14 protein-coding genes are annotated in these 16,573 nt (G+C 40.2%); 7 read left to right on the top strand and 7 right to left on the bottom strand.

The features are described from left to right. Positions 1-64 precede the first annotated feature (64 nt). The 5 genes from CH76_RS13990 to CH76_RS08635 all read left to right on the top strand — a co-directional run bounded on the left by CH76_RS13990 (position 65) and on the right by CH76_RS08635 (position 5,551). Positions 65-214 (top strand): ribbon-helix-helix domain-containing protein, encoded by a 150-nt coding sequence (locus CH76_RS13990; RefSeq protein WP_235190379.1) that lies wholly within the window; start codon positions 65-67, stop codon positions 212-214. Positions 215-488: 274 nt separating this feature from the next. Continuing rightward, positions 489-1,814 (top strand): efflux RND transporter periplasmic adaptor subunit, encoded by a 1,326-nt coding sequence (locus CH76_RS08650; protein WP_152553317.1) that lies wholly within the window; start codon positions 489-491, stop codon positions 1,812-1,814. Next, positions 1,801-2,478, top strand: coding sequence for an ABC transporter ATP-binding protein (locus CH76_RS08645; protein WP_036145118.1), 678 nt, complete (start codon positions 1,801-1,803; stop codon positions 2,476-2,478). Before CH76_RS08650 ends, CH76_RS08645 begins: the two co-directional genes overlap by 14 nt. Continuing rightward, positions 2,475-3,692, top strand: coding sequence for an ABC transporter permease (locus CH76_RS08640; protein ID WP_036145117.1), 1,218 nt, complete (start codon positions 2,475-2,477; stop codon positions 3,690-3,692). Before CH76_RS08645 ends, CH76_RS08640 begins: the two co-directional genes overlap by 4 nt. A 176-nt stretch (positions 3,693-3,868) precedes the next feature. Then, positions 3,869-5,551 (top strand): methyl-accepting chemotaxis protein, encoded by a 1,683-nt coding sequence (locus tag CH76_RS08635; protein WP_036145116.1) that lies wholly within the window; start codon positions 3,869-3,871, stop codon positions 5,549-5,551. 35 nt (positions 5,552-5,586) lie between these two features. On the opposite strand, the gene CH76_RS13510 is transcribed toward CH76_RS08635, so the two are convergent. Continuing rightward, positions 5,587-6,309 (bottom strand): hypothetical protein, encoded by a 723-nt coding sequence (locus CH76_RS13510; RefSeq protein WP_051910295.1) that lies wholly within the window; start codon positions 6,307-6,309, stop codon positions 5,587-5,589. A gap of 94 nt (positions 6,310-6,403) precedes the next feature. Between CH76_RS13510 and CH76_RS08625 the strand changes: the two genes are divergently transcribed. Further along, entirely contained in the window at positions 6,404-7,030 is a 627-nt protein-coding gene (locus tag CH76_RS08625; RefSeq protein ID WP_036145115.1) for a hypothetical protein, read from the top strand. A gap of 52 nt (positions 7,031-7,082) precedes the next feature. Here CH76_RS08625 and rlmD read toward each other — a convergent pair whose 3' ends face one another. Then, positions 7,083-8,447, bottom strand: a complete 1,365-nt coding sequence (gene rlmD / locus CH76_RS08620; RefSeq protein WP_036145114.1) for a 23S rRNA (uracil(1939)-C(5))-methyltransferase RlmD — start codon at positions 8,445-8,447, stop codon at positions 7,083-7,085. 276 nt (positions 8,448-8,723) lie between these two features. Here rlmD and CH76_RS08615 point away from each other — a divergent pair, with 276 nt between their 5' ends. Then, positions 8,724-10,757 (top strand): methyl-accepting chemotaxis protein, encoded by a 2,034-nt coding sequence (locus tag CH76_RS08615; protein ID WP_036145113.1) that lies wholly within the window; start codon positions 8,724-8,726, stop codon positions 10,755-10,757. Positions 10,758-10,903: 146 nt separating this feature from the next. Here CH76_RS08615 and CH76_RS08610 read toward each other — a convergent pair whose 3' ends face one another. From CH76_RS08610 to gatB, 5 genes are all read right to left on the bottom strand, one after another. Further along, positions 10,904-11,929 carry a cytochrome d ubiquinol oxidase subunit II gene (locus CH76_RS08610; RefSeq protein WP_036145112.1) on the bottom strand — a complete coding sequence of 342 codons (1,026 nt, stop codon included), beginning with the start codon at positions 11,927-11,929 and terminating at the stop codon, positions 10,904-10,906. Beyond that, positions 11,926-13,269 carry a cytochrome ubiquinol oxidase subunit I gene (locus tag CH76_RS08605; protein ID WP_036145111.1) on the bottom strand — a complete coding sequence of 448 codons (1,344 nt, stop codon included), beginning with the start codon at positions 13,267-13,269 and terminating at the stop codon, positions 11,926-11,928. The genes CH76_RS08610 and CH76_RS08605 overlap by 4 nt, the downstream gene beginning before the upstream one ends. Positions 13,270-13,529: 260 nt before the next feature. After that, positions 13,530-14,465 (bottom strand): diacylglycerol kinase, encoded by a 936-nt coding sequence (locus CH76_RS08600; protein WP_036145110.1) that lies wholly within the window; start codon positions 14,463-14,465, stop codon positions 13,530-13,532. 18 nt (positions 14,466-14,483) lie between these two features. Next, a complete protein-coding gene (locus CH76_RS08595) occupies positions 14,484-15,044 on the bottom strand; it encodes a thioredoxin family protein (protein WP_036145109.1) in 561 nt (186 codons plus the stop codon). A 100-nt stretch (positions 15,045-15,144) separates the two neighbouring features. Next, on the bottom strand, positions 15,145-16,572 hold the full coding sequence (gene gatB / locus CH76_RS08590) for an Asp-tRNA(Asn)/Glu-tRNA(Gln) amidotransferase subunit GatB (protein WP_036145108.1): 1,428 nt from the start codon (positions 16,570-16,572) through the stop codon (positions 15,145-15,147). Between the last annotated feature and the right edge of the window lies 1 nt (position 16,573).

Here is a 16,573-nt window from a genome sequence, read left to right as displayed (position 1 = left end):
TTTGTACGGAATAATATCGTATATATTGATTGTATCGTAGAAATACCGTACAATCAAGTAAGAGGTGATAGTTTTGAAAAATAATAAAGAACGAGTAGAAGTTCGTATGCCTAAACCAATTATCGAGAAATTAGATAAATACCAAGAAGAAAACGGAATAGCTACAAGAACAGCAACTATTCTCGAATTATTGAGAAAAGGCTTAGAAAAATAACGTTGGCTAAAGCCAACCGAAATTCATCTCCCACCTACTCACAGGGCTATACCCTTTACGTTCCTTGAGGTGGGAGACTTCTTTCGGAAAGCTGTTAAAAAAACACTGATTTTGTTTGCTAACACTTGCTTCATCAATTAGTATACTATGCTTTTCCGCGTAAGACTCAACTTTTCCCAATTCTCGCTCGTCTATTAAATTATGAAACATAATCCGTACTGTTTCGTACTACAGTATAGGCATTCGTTTGCACTAAATTAATTGGAGGTAAGCAATGAGTAAAACAAAAAAGATTGTACTCGGCATAATTATTGGGCTACTTGTTATTGCTGGTATTGTATTTGCTGTGCTAAAGCTAAAAGGCAATAATGAAGGGTTTGAAGATTTTGATGAGCCTTTAATGACTGAGCCAGTAGCAAAGCAAGAGCTTGGTGAAACCATTTTAGTAACAGGTAAAATTATCCCTACTGATGAGCAAAAAGTATTTGCAGAAGGTGAAAATGGTGAAATCAAAGAATTTTTAGTAAAAGAAAATCAACAAGTTAAGGCGGGCACTCCCCTCTTCGCTTATGATGCAACAAAGGTTAACAATGAATACACGAAAGCTGTTCGCGCACGTGATTTAACAACAAGCCGTTTAAACATTACAGTAAATGAGCTTGGCGCTGCACGTAAGCAACTGACAGATATGAAGAAGAACCCTGAATTATCTAAAGCTGAACTAAATGCAGCGGCTAAAGAAATTGTATCCCTTGAAATGGAAGTTGAAAACATTAAGGGCGAAATTTCCTCTGCGCAAGAAACAATTAATGACTTAGCTGCAACAAAAGAAAAAATGGTTGTAAAGAGTAAGATTGATGGCATCATCGTGAAAATTAATAAAAACGTTGAGCCAAGCGAAAATGGTAGTAGCGAGCCTATCGTACATATTATTTCAAGCGGACCATTTAAAGTCATTGGCTCGATGAGTGAATTTGATACGGTAAAAATCAAGCAGGACCAACCTGTTATCATTCGACCTAAAGTATTTAAAGACCGCACATGGAACGGCACAATTGAATCTGTCTCACACTTCCCAGGTGGCGAAGGTGGCGGCGATGAAATGGGTGGCGGCGGTGGCGGTAACGTTACAATGTACCCGTTCAAGGTAGCCATTACTGATGATACATCTGAACTGCGTCAAGGTTTCCACGTATCACTTGAAATCAATGTGTCGGACTTAGAGCAAAGCGAACAGCTAGCAATCCCACACATGGCAATTGATATTGACGAAAACGGCGAAGAGTTTGTTTATGTCCTAACAGCAGACAATATCATGGAAAAACGCTCAATCGTTTTAGGTGACTCTAGCGACGAGTTTGCAGGTATTGCAGAAGGCTTAGAAGAAGGCGAGCTAGTTGTTATTAACCCATACATCGTGGCACAAAAAAATCTTGAGGTAGGTAAAGAGGTTAAAGCAAAAGACCTTCCTTCTGTAGATGAGCCATTAATGGATGAAGATATGCTTGAAGAAGATGCACCAGTAGAAGAAGTAATTGAAGAAGAAATGGAGCCTCAAGAAGAACCAACAGAGGAGGCGACAAAAGATGAAGCTAAGTAACATCACAAAAGTATACGGCTCAGGCGAATTACGTGTGCCTGTACTACATGGTATTGATTTAACGATTGCTGATGGCGAATTTGTCGCTATTATGGGGCCTTCTGGCTCCGGTAAATCCACATTAATGAATATTATTGGCTTTTTGGACAAGCAAACCGAGGGTACGTATTTTTTACATGGAGATGATGTGGGCAGTGCTAAAGAAAAAGATTTAGCTAAACTGCGCAATGAACATATTGGCTTTGTCTTTCAGCAGTTCTTTTTATTACCAAGGCTTAACGCACAAAAAAATGTCGAAACACCACTCATTTATGCGGGAGTTTCAAAGAAAGAACGTGCAGAGCGCGCTAAAGATTTGTTAGTTAAAGTAGGTCTTGAGGAGCGTATGGGGCATTTGCCTAGTGAGCTATCTGGTGGTCAAAAACAACGTGTAGCTATTGCCCGCGCACTTGTAAATAATCCTTCAATCATTTTAGCAGATGAACCAACAGGCGCACTTGACTCTAAAACAGGTGTGCAAATTATGGAGCTATTAACTGAGCTTAACCGCGAAGGTAAAACCGTTATTATCGTTACCCATGAAGAAGAAATTGCAGCCTATACAGACCGCATCATTCTACTACGTGACGGCTTAATCGTGGAAGATAAGAAGGTGGTCAAGTGAATATTTGGGAAAGCTTTGTCCTTGCGCTCTCTTCTATTTGGAATCATAAAGTACGTTCCATCCTTACCATGCTCGGCATCATCATTGGTGTAGGTGCGGTTATTATCGTTGTTGCAATCGGTGAAGGTGCTAAAAAGCAAATGACTGACGATATGTTTAACGCTGATGATAATGCCATTTCACTTAACTTTGAGCAAACAACTTTTGACGAAACAGGTGAAATGGAATGGATTGAACCACCTGAAGTAACATCAGAACAGTTACTACAATTAAAAGAAGTACCTGGTGTTAAAACGGTGATTGGTACTAATAGTGGCTGGGGTAACCTTATCAACAATGACAAAACAGCTGAGATGCAAATTAAAGGGATTGATAATCAATACTTTATCGCAAAAGACATCCAACTACTTGAAGGTCGTCGTCTTAATACGCGCGATAATGACAGTTACTCTCGTGTAGCTATGATTGACTCTGTCACGCGTGAAAAATTATTTAAGCCTGACGAAGATGCCGTTGGCGCTATTGTTGATATTGATGATAATCCTTATAAAATCGTAGGTGTGTATAAATCAACACTACCTGAAGAGCTTTTACAATTTGATGGCTTCTCTAGTGGTGAAATGCTAATGCCTCGTACACTTATTGCCTTAATGTTTGGCAGTCGCGAGATTGAGGAAATTGAAGTAATCGCAGATAATCCAGAAACATTAAGTGAAACAGGTAATGCCGCAGCCGAAAAACTGACTGCTATTGTAGGTAGTGAAGATGGCTACTATCAAACAAATGATATGTCCGAGTTCTTAGAGGAGTTTGATAAGTTCTACTCAACTATTACATTATTCATTAGTAGTATTGCCGGCATCTCTCTACTTGTTGGCGGTATTGGTGTTATGAATATTATGCTAGTATCTGTTACAGAGCGTACACGTGAAATTGGTCTACGCAAAGCGCTAGGTGCTACTCGCGGGCAAATTTTATTACAATTTTTAATTGAATCTGTAACGCTAACTTCATTAGGTGGCTTGATTGGCATTGGCTTCGCTACAATTGTAACAACCATTGCCTCACAATTCTTACCATTCGCAGCTTCAATGAACCCTATCGTCATCTTAATTGGCGTAGCCTTTTCTTCATTGATTGGGATTGTATTTGGTATCTTACCTGCCAACAAAGCTTCTAAGCTTAGCCCTATCGAAGCATTACGTTACGAATAATGAACAATCGCGCTCCTTTTTCGGGGCGCTTTTTTATTTAACAACCACCTTTTCCGTTCTAACCTTGTGCTTTATTGTGTTTAATGACCAAAATTTCTTCTATTGCGTATCGAACTTGTTATCATAGTATACTATTGCTAAAATTATGAGTAATAGTAAAAAAGGAGGATTTTGGAATGAAATCGATTAAAATGAAATTGTTAAGTGCCTTTGCCATCATTGTTGTTTTCGTTGCTGTCTACAGTATTTATAGCTTTTCGGCTAATACTATAGTAGCGAATGAGAGTAAAACAATTGTGGATGAGGACTTACGCCTACTAATGGCTAACGACGAACTTGCTACATCTATCAATCTTCGTACAGCAGCAGTAGCAAATTATTTACTAACAGGTGACCCTATACATATTAAAACATTTGATCATTATATTGATGTAGCGGAAGAACAAGTAAAGGTATTAAATGAATTAACAGCACCAGAAGAAGCTGCCGCACTTAACACACTGGCAGATAAAGCACGAGACTGGCGCGAGCAAATCCAAACTGGTGTCTTTGCTGTATATAAAAAGGACCGTACAAAAGCTATTGCTAATGCCGAAAAAGCAGTAACGCTTGGCACAGAGGTGAGTAATGGCTATCAACAAATGGCTGAAGTAAGTAGTCAAAATATTACGAATCGCGGACAAAAAATGACGGCTGATGCCCAAAAGGCAAAAATTATTGGCCTAATTGTTGGCGTTTCTGTCATTATTGCCTCTATTATCATTGGCATTGTAACAGCCGATTTAATGACTAAGCCAATTCGACAAGTTGTAAACTATATGCAAAACCTTGCGAATGGTGATTTGCGTCAACCTCCACTTGTTGTAAAAACTAAAGATGAAATCAGTTTACTTGTAGATGCTACAAACAGTATGAATGAGCAACTACGTGGTACATTAACCGTAATTAATGACGTAGCGCAAACTGTAGCGGCTAACAGTGAGGAAATTGCACAATCTTCTAACGAAGTACGAACAGGTGCTGAACAAGTAGCGCGTACTATGCAAGAGCTAGCTGAAGGTGCTGAGCAACAAGCAAGTAGCGCAACTGATTTAGCACAAATTATGGAAAACTTTTCTTCAACAGTTGTTGTTGCTAGTCAAGAAGGTGAGGAGCTTATGACGCACTCTGATAACGTGCTTACCTTAACCTTAACAGGTCAACGTTATATGAATGACTCCACGAAGCAAATGAATGATATTGATGCAATCGTACAAGTAGCTGTACAAAAAGTCGAAGGGCTAAATGAACAATCAAAAGAAATTTCTGAGCTTGTACTTGTAATTGACTCTATCGCCGACCAAACTAACCTACTCGCATTAAATGCAGCCATTGAAGCAGCACGCGCTGGTGAGCAGGGTAAGGGCTTTGCTGTTGTAGCAGATGAAGTACGCAAATTAGCCGAGCAAGTTTCCTTGTCGGTTACTGATATCTCATCCATCGTAACGCGTATCCAAGACGAAACAGCAGACGTTACTAAATCACTGCACGCTGGTTATGAAGAAGTTAAAAAAGGTACAGCACAAATTACCGAAACAGACGCTACCTTCACACGTATCTCTGAAGCAGTGAACGGTATGTCAACTAACATTCAAACTATTACCACTAACCTTGAAGGAATTTCGGGTACAACATCACAAATTAATCATGCAATTGATGATATTGCGGCAATTTCCCAACAGGCTGCCGCTGGTGTAGAAGAAACAAGCGCAACTGTGCAAGAAACAGCTAGCACACTTGATGAGATGGCACGCGGCACTGACCAGCTCGCAACACGCGCCGAAGAATTAAATCACCAAGTCAATTACTTTAAGCTATAACCAAATAGAGACCGCCACCATGGCGGTCTCTATTTTTATTGGTTAGCACTTGTAGCTACTGCAAGTAACGTCATAATATCATTACCCTCTAGATGATAAAGTTGATGATCCATTTGCCATGTTATCACTTGATTATCGCCACCTTCTGCATCTGCATGCAGTGAACCAACTACAGGTGGTGGCAATAAATGAGTATCTAAATAATCTACAATTTCCTTCGCTAGTGCCACGCCTTTCTCTGGATTGGCTGTTAAGGCACGTACTGTCATTGCCCAGTTGCCCTCATTCCAGCTTGTAAATACAGAGCCCGCACCTGCATCTTGGTAGGCAGTAATCGCTTTATTTAATTGTACAGGCTGACCACCTGCTTGCGTATAATCTTGATGACCAACTAACTCAGTAACCTCTGCCTCACTCGCAAATGAAGTAACCTCCAAGCGCGCAAGTAATTTTGCCTCTGCAGGAATTGCATCATCATTAACTACATAAGGCGTACCACTTTCATAATACGTAATTTGCGCAGTATGCCCATTGTCACTTACCGTTGTTGCTAAATAATTACCTTTAGTAACTGTTGGATTTGGCAAAAGTATATCCTGTTGCAATTGACTTTTAATATGCTCACGCTGATCATGTATATCTTCCTGCGGCGATGTTACAGCTTCAGCCACTGGTTCTTCCTCTACTTCAGCAGCTTCATTACAGGCACTCAACAACAGCAAAGTTGCCACCCCTATACATGCATAAACTTTTTTCATCCCACTCACCTCTCACGCTACTTTTCCCAAATGCCGAAATTTGCAAACAACTATCATAATTTTGGTATATACTAACAGTAAAGGAGGTTATATCATGAAACAATTAGCAATTGTATTAGCTGTGTTAGTACTTACAGCTTGCAATGTCAAACCTGAAGCTGAAGCTCCTGTTGAAAACATAGAGCCCATCCGCGAACAAACAACAGTAGCACCTACTGAAAAGCCTATTGAAAAACCTGTTGAAAAAGAAGAACCTAAAGCACAACCTGTAGCAGTACAAACCGAACCTGTCGTTGAGGAAGAGCCACCGCCGCCCCCTCCTACAGCGCCACCTGCAACAAGTGGTCTATCACGTCAGGAAATGAGTATGTACTTAATCCCAATCTCACAAGAAATTATGCAAGTGCTTTATGTGAATGTCATTCAAGAAGAGGATGGATACAACTTCTTACCTTTCTCACATTTTGAGCACAGCATTTTGGAATTGGCTACACCAGAAATGACACAACAAGTGAGAGCTTTTTACGAGGACCCACAGTTCTGTATTAACTGTGACAGTAACTTCTTCCCGTATATTAATGAGTTTGAAATTACACAAGATACTGACGCATTTATTACACTGAGCGGTGTAGAAAGTTATTTTGGTGAGCGATACCCACTCAGCTTAACGTATAAAAATATAAATGGGCGCTTCAAACTTCATAGCTTTGAGTACCATTAAATAAAACAACAGCCACGATGCTTAAGCATCGTGGCTGTATTTACTTACATTTTTAATTTGCTAACGTCAGCCAAGCAACTGCCTCGCAGTGCGTAGTATGCGGGAACATATCTACTGGTTGCACTTCTTGCGTTTTATAGCCGCCGTCTTCAAGTAGGCGAAGATCACGCGCAAGTGTTGCGGGATTGCATGACACATAAACTACACGTTTTGGACGCTCGCTTAAAATAGTAGCGATTAGTTTTTCATCGCAACCTTTACGTGGTGGATCTACAACAAGTACGTCTGCTTCTTTGCCTTCCTTAAACCAACGTGGAATAACATCCTCTGCTGCACCCGCTTCAAATAACGTATTGATTAAACCGTTAAGTGCGGCATTCTTTTTAGCATCTTCAATGGCTTGCGGTACGATTTCTACACCCATTACAAATTTAGCTTGTTGTGCTAAAAATAATGAGATCGAACCAATACCACAATACGCATCAATTACTGCTTCGTTACCTGTGAGTTGTGCATAATCAAGCGCTTGCTTGTAAAGCACCTCTGTTTGTACAGGGTTAACTTGGTAAAATGAACGTGCTGAAATCGCAAAGCGCACATCACCAATAGTATCTTCTATCGCATCTTTACCCCACAACGTTTGTGTGTCATTGCCAAAAATAACATTGGTTTTGGCACTATTAATATTTTGCACAATTGAAGTAGCTGTTGGGATTGCCTTGCGTACTGCTTCAATTACAGCGTCACGCTGTGGTAATTTTTTTTGTGCTGTTACTAATACAACCATAGCTTCACCCGTCGCGCGTGCCGTACGCACTACGACATGACGCAGTACACCGCGGTGTTGTTGTTCATTGTAGGCTGTAACATCTAGACGAGCCAAATCATACTTTAACTGCGCTAATACGGCATCTGCTTCCTTACTTTGAATTAAGCAACGCTCCATATCTACCACATCATGTGATTGCGGGCGATAAAATCCTGCAGCTAATCCTGTTGCACTTTGCACAAAAGGAATTTGTGATTTATTGCGGTAGTGCCATGGCTCACTCATACCTTTTACTTCATGTACAGGGACATCAATTTTACCAATGCGTTTCATAACATTTTCAACCATCGAGCGCTTCCATTTTAGTTGACCCTCGTAAGACAAATGTTGTAGCTGACAGCCACCACATTGCTCAAAATATTCGCAAGGTGCTACTACCCGGTCAGGTGATGGTGTAATGACCTCAATTGTTTTAGCAAAGCCATATTTCTTTAATGTTTTTACTACATGAATTTTCACTTCTTCTTGTGGCAATGCATCGCGCACAAATAGTGGGTAGCCATCTACCTTAGCTACGCCATTGCCATCATGCGTAAGATCCTCTATATAAACTGTTAATTGCTCATTCTTTTTTACAGGTGTAGACATGCTTCGTTCCTCCATTTCAATCCTTATATTGTAACATAACTCTACGTATGGCTAACTATTATTGCGTGCACAACTTAAGTTGTTTGTAAATTAAAATAATTCTATTTAAAGTTATTTTATGGATGATACTTTTATGATGTATTTTATAATTTTATGTGTAATGTAGGTTGTTTTGCACAATTTCATTACTTAACGACTATTAATTATTGTTAATCATTCTCAACTCATGTAGTATTATTATCGTATGAATATTATACTAAAAGGAGACATTCAACAATGACTAAACAACCACGACGTCTTTCTATACGCGTTAAATGGAGCATCTTTATTAGTTTAGCTATTGTACTTGCATTACTAGCGACTACTATAATGACGCAGTTTACAACGGGTAAATTTTTTAAAGAAGATGCAATCGCTACTAACGAAGCCTATACAGCAAACGTAGCCAAGCATATTGACCTCTCTTTGCGTAATTACGAAAGCTCGCTTGATGTATTTAGTACACTTGCTGCTTCGTACGCTTCACAAAAGAATTTTGATGCCTCAATGAACAGCGCAATTAAATCAATTGCTACTGACAACGAGCGCCTCGCTGCTGTGTACTACATGAACTTTATTACAGGAGAACTATTGCTATCCTTCTCAGGTGATATTGGTATTGATACACGCGAATCTACTACATATAAAAAATTAAAAGCCAACCCTGAGCTACAATGGATTGGTGTTAACGAAGATAAAGTAACGGGAGCCATTTTAGCATCACTTGTAGCGCCTGTAATGAAAGATGGCAAAATGATTGGCTCTGTTGGCTATGATATTGATTTATCTCGCATTAGTGAAGTACGCAAAATGCTTGAACAAGACTCACCTAACTCCTTAATGATTTTGGATGATAAGGGTGTTATTGTATCGTCCTTCCTTGAGGGGATGGACGGTAAAAACATTCGCCCTTCAATTAGTGGCGAACACCCTGCAGTAGATGACATCCCAAACTTAGAAAACTATCAATGGGTGGATGCGGTTTATAAAGGTGAAACACGCCAAACTGTAACACAGGATGGTAAGAGCTATGATATTTATAGTAACGCTATCCCTAAATTAGATTGGCAAGTGATTGCCTACCATCCACAATCTATTTTCGTAGCCAAAATGAATGAGCTACGCTTAACTGCACTAGTTGCTATTATTATCGGCTTAATCATTGGGCTTGCTTGTGCAGGCTACTTAGCACAGCGCCTTACTAAAATGGTGCGTAACTTCCAGAGTGTACTACGTCGTACAGCCGCTGGTGATTTAACACATGAGTTTAAAGTGACTTCACAAGATGAGATTGGTGACTTAGCTAAGGAATATAATCAAATGCTTGCGAGCATACGCAACCTTGTGACACATGTAAAACATAATGTGCATACGGTGGACTCTTCTACTAAGGGGCTTAGCATTATTGCAGCAGACAATAATACTGCCGTTACTGAAGTATCTAAAGCAACGGAAACCATTGCACTGGGCGCACATCAACAATCTATGCAAATTGACCAAGGTGTAGCTACCATCCAACAATTAAGTGGCGAGATTGACGAGCTGTCACAGCATGCGTCTGCTATTGAAACTGAAGTGGATAATGTAATGGTGAATGTACAACATGGCACAGAGCAAGTACATCATCTTGAGCTGTCCTACACTAATCTTGAACAATCATTCCATAATGTAACGACCATGATTAAAAAGTTAGACGAAAAATCACAATCCATTTCGTTAGTGACCAATACAATTTCGCAAATCTCTGAGCAAACTAACTTACTATCGCTTAATGCTTCGATTGAAGCGGCACGTGCGGGTGAACACGGCAAAGGCTTTGCTGTTGTAGCTAATGAAGTACGTAGTCTAGCTGAAGAGTCAAAAGCATCCTCGACTCATATCCAACAAATTATTGCGAGTGTAATTACAGATACCGCAGAGCTTGTTGATGTTATGACCGAAACAAATCAAACGAGTGCTGAGCAAAAGCAGGCAGTTATTGCAGTAAGTGAATCTATTGTTAGCATGGCCCAGTCACTGCGTAGCATTTTAGCACGTGTTCAGCAGGAAACAGCCACTATCCGTTACATTGAGCAACGTAAAGACGGTGTATTACAAATGATTGAGGATATTGCAGCTGTCTCACAAGAAACAACAGCAACATCTGAAGAGATTTCTTCGGCAATGGAAGAGCAGGCAGCAGCTGCTACAGAAATTGCGAATTATACGCAACAACTTGATCAACTTGTCATTGAACTTGAACAAGCAATGCAAAGCTTTAAAGTTGTGTAATGAAAAAGCAGCAACCACATTGTGGTCGCTGCTTTTTATTTTACACGCTTATCTTTAGGTGCTACCCAAAAGGCCACCGCAATTGCGCCTGCAATTACAATAAAGGGTGCATAAAATATAAAGAAACTTGCCATACGAGCGCCTCCTTATGCGTGATGGTCTTCTTCACCACGTACATAGTCTTTATTAAATAAAAATAGTTTCATTAATAAATAAAGTGACGGAATTAAAAGTAACAGCCCTAGCACAAAAGCAACGACTAATGCGATTGCCATCGCTTTATTAGTAAAGCTATCGTAAATAGTTAGGTGTGGATAGAGTAAGTACGGGTAATGTGCAATACCATACGCAAAAAATGCGAGTGCAAATTGCGAGATTAACGTAATTACTGCTGCTCCGTAATACTTACCTTGCCATACAAGGTAAACCGTTGCTACAAATAAAATACCGGATGCTGCAAACATCGGCCACATCATAATCATGCGAGCAAATAGCTCCTTATTAAAGAAGTTGAGCTCATAAATAATGCCGCCTGCCGCAATCATTAAGGGCGCTGCCCACACAAGTGCGTATTTACGCATCAGCTTTGTCGCCTCTTTGTCACGCGCTTTATCAGCATACCAAGTTAAAAATACAGCCGAAATATAAAGCACGGCTACAATACTTAACACTACAATACTCCAAGCAAACGGACTTGTGTAAAGCTTCCAGTAGTCTAGTGTTGGTGCGCCGTCCTTCATTTCAATAAAAGAGCCTGACGAAATCGCAAACACTACCGAAAACGAAGCTGGTATTAATAGCCCTGCAATACCATACGTTAACGCATAGCTTGTATTTTTACCTGGTGAGTACGCACTAAATGCATAATACGAACCACGAATACATAATAAAACAATGGAAATACTAACGGGTACTAATAGCACCGTGCCAAAATAATACGCTGTTTGCGGAAAGAAGCCGACGATCCCCACAAAGAAAAACACAAGGAACACATTCGTTACTTCCCATACAGGTGAGAGATAGCGGCTAATAATGTCCGTAATAATATGGTTTTTACCATTTAGTAAACTATAGGCATTAAAGAAGCCTGCGCCGAAATCAATCGACGCAATAATCACATAGCCAAATAAAAATAACCATAATACTGAAATCCCGAGTACTTCTAATGTCATAAGATGTCACCGCCCTTTTCAGCTTGGCGCTCTGCAATCTCACGCTCAATTGGATTTTTCTTAAACATACGTACCAATACAACCATACTACCTACGCCGAGCACTAAATACACGCCGCAGAATAATAAAAACATTAAATCAACTTGACCACTTGTTGTTGCACCTTCAGCTGTACGCATAACACCGCGTAAAATCCACGGTTGACGACCAACCTCTGCTAACCACCAACCTACTTCAATACCTAGTAAGGATAGTGGGCCACCTGCAACAACGATCCAGTAAAACCATTTGCGGTAAATAAACTGCCAGCCACGCCATTTCGCTACAACATAAATGAGTGACACGAGCATCATCAACATACCAATGGACACCATAATATCAAATAAGTAATGAATATAGAGCGGCGGTACGTCTTCCTCAGCAAATTGGTCAAGCCCAATTACCTCAGCACGCGGATTATTATGCGCTAAAATGCTTAAGGCAAACGGAATTTTAATCGCATATTTTACCTCTCCGTCTTCTAACTTACCAAACAACACTAACGGCACGTCTTTACCGGTTTCGAAATGCCACTCAGCTGCAGCTAATTTTTCAGGTTGGTACTCAGCTAAATACTTACCTGAGAAATCACCAATTAATGCCGTTGCAATAGAGAAGATTAGCCCTAGCTTCATTAATAAATACAGCGCTTTTTTATGGTAAATATGTGTAGAGCCTCGTAAAATACGGAACCCTGCAATCGCCGCTAATACAAAGGCTGATGTCATGTAAGCTGTTGCTAATACGTGTGCAACCTTCGTTGGCATTGCTGGGTTAAACATAGCAAGCACAGGCTGGATATTTACTAGCTCTCCGTTGACCATATCAAACCCTTGTGGCGCATTCATAAACGAGTTAACAATCGTAATAAATACGGCTGACATTGATGCACCAATAGCTACTGGGATTAATAAAAGCATGTGTTTTTTCTGACTTTCAAATCGATCCCATGTATATAAGTAAATCCCTAAGAAAATTGCCTCAAAGAAGAAAGCAAAAGTTTCCATAAATAATGGTAGTGCAATAACTTGCCCTGCCAGTTGCATAAAGTTTGGCCATAGCAATGATAACTGTAGACCAATCGCCGTCCCTGTTACTACACCAACGGCTACGGTAATAACAAAGCCACGTGCCCAGCGTCGTGCTAATAAAATATAATGCTCATCGTTATTTTTATAACCTGTCCACTGCGCTATCATAATCATTAACGGCACACCTACACCAATCGTTGCATATAAAATATGAAAAGATAGTGTAAGCTCCGTTAACATTCGGCTCCAATATACTGCAGATTCGTTCATTTATTTTTCCTCCTATCCTGCGAAAATTCGTCCTACGATGGAAAGCATCATAATACTCGCTACCACAAAACAAACAATCATTAACCACTTTTCTTGCTTTTTGTACATCACGCTCGCCTCCCGCTTTGTTATTTTGCGCTTTTTTGGGCAAAAAAACCTCTACCGTGCTCAAAAAAATCAGCCAAGGGATAGAGGTTTCAAAAGTTGTTCAATTTTATTACGCGAAATCGCCACAATATTAGGTGACACCTTACTAAAAATTACAATGATTCACTGCTTGTATAGTTACGTTCTTCTTCGAGCATAAGATGCAATGGCACAAAGAACTCCACGTGTTGCTTTAAATTTACGAGCTTAGCAGGTGCATCGCCGCCATACTCGCCGTCCAAATTAAGGTGTACCTCTTCTAGTGAAGTTACATTAATACGGCTAGCCTTTGTATAAATCACACGCTCGTCTTGTAAATGCACACCACGTAGCGCCATCGTCGCAAGCTTCATAAAGTCTGCAATGCCACATTTTTTTAGGATGATTAGCGTAAACTTACCGTCATTTAAAATCGCATCAGGCGCAAGTTTTTCAAAGCCACCAACAGAGTTAGTCAGCCCACATAAAAACATCATGGTCTCACCTTCAAATACCTCGTCGTCATATTCAATACGCATATGTGATGCTTTAACTGTTGGCATCATCTCAATACCTTTTAAATAATACGCAAGTGGACCAAATACTGTTTTCATTTTACTTGGTACTTCATACGTTAGCTCTGTAATACGCCCACCCGCCGCAATATTAATAAAATAACGGTCATCGTTCATAACACCAACGTCAATTGGCATAGTATCGCCCTTAATAATAATATCAAGTGCCTCCTCAATCGTACGAGGAATATGTGTAGCGCGCGCAAAGTCATTGGTTGTACCCATAGGAATTAGCCCGATTTTTGGGCGCTCCTCAAATACACTTACCCCAGAAATGACTTCGTTTAACGTACCATCGCCACCAACAGCGATAATAATATCAAATTTACGGTGTACGGCCTCAATCGCAGCTTGTGTTGCATCGCCCTCGCATGTAGTAGCGTGACAAGATGTTTCGTAGCCTGCGATTTCAAGGCGCTCTAATACTTCAGGCAAATGACGCTTAAAAATTTCGCGGCCTGAAGTTGGATTATAAATAATTCGTGCTCGTTTCATGTTCGTCTCTCCTCGCACTCACTTAGTGAATGCTTTTTCTACTACGCGTTTAAAATCTTGGTATACATATTGCCATTTCATTGGTGTCGTTAGGTTTTCATTACGAATTGCAGTATACATCGCCAGCTGTGCTTCTTTAAATGTTGGGTCGTCTTGTGCTGGTAGCTCGGCACGCTTGTCCATGACCTCTTGCTGAAGCTCAGGCGCACGTGGGCCCCATGTAGCAACAACCTCGCCTGCTGCATTTAAAATAATATAAATCGGAATGGCGCGACCACCATTTGTTAAATAGCGGTCAATTAAATCGGTATCCGCATCACGTAGTACAGCACGCATTGGTAAACCTGCTGCCTCTGCTAGCTTACGAATCACAGGGTTATTTAGCATGGCGTCGCCACACCAATCCTCAGTAATTGCGAGAATGTGCCAGTCTTGTTCAGCTAAGCGTTCAATAAAGCCATCATGTGGTACGTCAAATTTTTCGTAGATGGCATGGCTATCATCTTTAAGCTCTGTCATCTCTTGCATATACGTTGCGATTGGTTTTGCTTCTTCAAAATACTGTTGTTCTGTTTTCAAAGTCAACGCCTCCTCAATCATTATCCTTTTATTGTGCATCAAAAAGCCAATTCATACAAATAAAAAAGCCGACAACGTAAGTTGTTGTCGGCTTGTCATTTTATCGTTTTGCGATTTCTTCTTGTAAAATTTTATTTACTAGAGGTGGGTTCGCTTGACCTTTTGTTGCCTTCATAATTTGTCCAACTAGGAAGCCAATCGCACGGTCTTTACCATTTTTAAAGTCTTCGATTGATTGTGGGTTGTTGTCTAGCACTTCTGTTACAGCTTGTAATAATACCGCTGGGTCAGAAATTTGGACTAAGCCTTTTGCTTTTACGATGTCTTCTGCTTTGCCACCGTTTTTCACAAGCTCTGTGAAAACTTTTTTAGCAATCTTAGAAGAAATTGTACCATCAGCAATTAGTTTAATCATACCCGCAAGGTTTTGTGGAGTTAATGCTGTATCTTTAAATTCTTTTTGCTCTGCGTTTAGGTACGCTGATACATCACCCATTAACCAGTTAGCCGCTAATTTAGCGTCTGCCTTTTCTTCAATCATTGCCTCGAAGAAGTCTGAAATATCCTTAGATACAACAAGCACGCCTGCGTCATATTCTGTTAAGCCAAGCTCGCTCACATAACGAGCTTTACGAGCGTCTGGTAATTCTGGAATAGAGGCACGTACTTCTTCAAGCCACTCATCACTAATTGATAGTTGTACTAAGTCTGGCTCTGGGAAGTAGCGGTAATCATCCGCGCCTTCTTTAACACGCATTAATAATGTTTTACCTGTTTTTTCGTCATAGCGACGTGTTTCTTGCTCAATTTCGCCACCTGAAGTTAATACTTCTTCTTGGCGTTTTTCTTCAAACTCAATACCACGACGTACGAAGTTAAATGAGTTTAAGTTTTTAAGCTCTGTTTTTGTACCAAACTCTTCTTGACCATAAGGACGAATCGAGATATTGGCATCACAGCGTAATGAACCTTCCTCCATACGCACGTCAGAAACGCCTGTATATTGGATGATTGATTTTACTTTCTCTAGGTATGCGTAAGCTTCGTCAGCTGTACGGATATCTGGCTCAGAAACGATTTCTACAAGTGGTGTACCTTGACGGTTAAAGTCTACAAGTGAGTGACCATCACCATGTGTTAGTTTACCCGCGTCTTCTTCCATGTGAAGGCGTGTAATACCAATACGTTTTGTTTCGCCGTTTACTTCGATATCTACCCAACCATTTTTACCGATTGGCTTATCAAATTGTGAAATTTGGTAGGCTTTCGGATTATCAGGGTAGAAATAGTTTTTACGGTCAAATTTTGTTTCTTGTTCGATTTCCATATTTAATGCAAGTGCTGCACGCATTGCATAGTTAACTACTTCTTCGTTTAACACAGGTAATACGCCAGGGTAACCAAGGTCGATTACTGTTGTGTTTGTGTTCGGCTCAGCACCAAAGTGCGCTGGCGCTGGTGAGAAGATTTTTGAATTTGTTTTTAACTCAACGTGTACTTCTAAACCGATAACTGTTTCAAAGTTCATG

Source organism: Lysinibacillus sp. BF-4 (assembly GCF_000743635.1).
Classification (GTDB): Bacteria; Bacillota; Bacilli; order Bacillales_A; family Planococcaceae; genus Metalysinibacillus; species Metalysinibacillus saudimassiliensis.
The sequence above is the reverse complement of the archived record's forward strand: the minus strand, read 5'-3'. Positions and strand labels throughout refer to the sequence as shown.

Bases quoted from the DNA above. Each gene is read 5' to 3' on its own strand.
- rlmD (WP_036145114.1), bottom strand. From the start codon at position 8,447: ATGTCTACACCTGTAAAAAAGAATGAGCAATTAACAGTTTATATAGAG.
- CH76_RS08615 (WP_036145113.1), top strand. From the start codon at position 8,724: ATGACTAAACAACCACGACGTCTTTCTATACGCGTTAAATGGAGCATC.
- CH76_RS13510 (WP_051910295.1), bottom strand. From the start codon at position 6,309: ATGAAAAAAGTTTATGCATGTATAGGGGTGGCAACTTTGCTGTTGTTG.
- gatB (WP_036145108.1), bottom strand. From the start codon at position 16,572: ATGAACTTTGAAACAGTTATCGGTTTAGAAGTACACGTTGAGTTAAAA.
- CH76_RS08635 (WP_036145116.1), top strand. From the start codon at position 3,869: ATGAAATCGATTAAAATGAAATTGTTAAGTGCCTTTGCCATCATTGTT.
- CH76_RS08600 (WP_036145110.1), bottom strand. From the start codon at position 14,465: ATGAAACGAGCACGAATTATTTATAATCCAACTTCAGGCCGCGAAATT.
- CH76_RS08625 (WP_036145115.1), top strand. From the start codon at position 6,404: ATGAAACAATTAGCAATTGTATTAGCTGTGTTAGTACTTACAGCTTGC.
- CH76_RS08610 (WP_036145112.1), bottom strand. From the start codon at position 11,929: ATGACATTAGAAGTACTCGGGATTTCAGTATTATGGTTATTTTTATTT.
- CH76_RS08645 (WP_036145118.1), top strand. From the start codon at position 1,801: ATGAAGCTAAGTAACATCACAAAAGTATACGGCTCAGGCGAATTACGT.
- CH76_RS08605 (WP_036145111.1), bottom strand. From the start codon at position 13,269: ATGAACGAATCTGCAGTATATTGGAGCCGAATGTTAACGGAGCTTACA.
- CH76_RS08650 (WP_152553317.1), top strand. From the start codon at position 489: ATGAGTAAAACAAAAAAGATTGTACTCGGCATAATTATTGGGCTACTT.